This is a genomic window from Citrobacter sp. Igbk 17 (assembly GCF_028069775.1).
Classification (GTDB): Bacteria; Pseudomonadota; Gammaproteobacteria; order Enterobacterales; family Enterobacteriaceae; genus Citrobacter.
The window spans coordinates 1-1196 of record NZ_JANEWI010000077.1 but is presented as its reverse complement, the minus strand read 5'-3'; the positions used below and the strand labels follow the sequence as shown (position 1 = coordinate 1196).

Below are 1196 nucleotides of genomic sequence, written 5' to 3'. Positions count from 1 at the left end.
TTCGCCAAAACATCTTCGGCGTTGTAAGGTTAAGCCTCACGGTTCATTAGTATCGGTTAGCTCAATGTATCGCTACACTTACACACCCGACCTATCAACGTCGTCGTCTTCAACGTTCCTTCAGGAGACTTATAGTCTCAGGGAGAACTCATCTCGGGGCAAGTTTCGTGCTTAGATGCTTTCAGCACTTATCTCTTCCGCATTTAGCTACCGGGCAATGCCATTGGCATGACAACCCGAACACCAGTGATGCGTCCACTCCGGTCCTCTCGTACTAGGAGCAGCCCCCCTCAATTCTCCAGCGCCCACGGCAGATAGGGACCGAACTGTCTCACGACGTTCTAAACCCAGCTCGCGTACCACTTTAAATGGCGAACAGCCATACCCTTGGGACCTACTTCAGCCCCAGGATGTGATGAGCCGACATCGAGGTGCCAAACACCGCCGTCGATATGAACTCTTGGGCGGTATCAGCCTGTTATCCCCGGAGTACCTTTTATCCGTTGAGCGATGGCCCTTCCATTCAGAACCACCGGATCACTAAGACCTGCTTTCGCACCTGCTCGAGCCGTCACTCTCGCAGTCAAGCTAGCTTATGCCTTTGCACTAACCTCCTGATGTCCGACCAGGATTAGCTAACCTTCGTGCTCCTCCGTTACTCTTTAGGAGGAGACCGCCCCAGTCAAACTACCCACCAGACACTGTCCGCAACCCGGATCACGGGTCTACGTTAGAACACCAGCCATTAAAGGGTGGTATTTCAAGGTCGGCTCCATGCAGACTGGCGTCCACACTTCAAAGCCTCCCACCTATCCTACACATCAAGGACCAGTGTTCAGTGTCAAGCTATAGTAAAGGTTCACGGGGTCTTTCCGTCTTGCCGCGGGTACACTGCATCTTCACAGCGAGTTCAATTTCACTGAGTCTCGGGTGGAGACAGCCTGGCCATCATTACGCCATTCGTGCAGGTCGGAACTTACCCGACAAGGAATTTCGCTACCTTAGGACCGTTATAGTTACGGCCGCCGTTTACCGGGGCTTCGATCAAGAGCTTCTCCTTACGGATAACCCCATCAATTAACCTTCCGGCACCGGGCAGGCGTCACACCGTATACGTCCACTTTCGTGTTTGCACAGTGCTGTGTTTTTAATAAACAGTTGCAGCCAGCTGGTATCTTCGACTGATTTCAGCTCCA

The 1196-nt window shown here is 52.5% G+C and carries 1 rRNA gene; it reads right to left on the bottom strand.

Annotation, left to right across the window (positions count from 1 at the left end):
* Positions 1-25 precede the first annotated feature (25 nt).
* Positions 26-1196 (bottom strand): 23S ribosomal RNA (locus NNO08_RS22805); the annotation flags it as partial.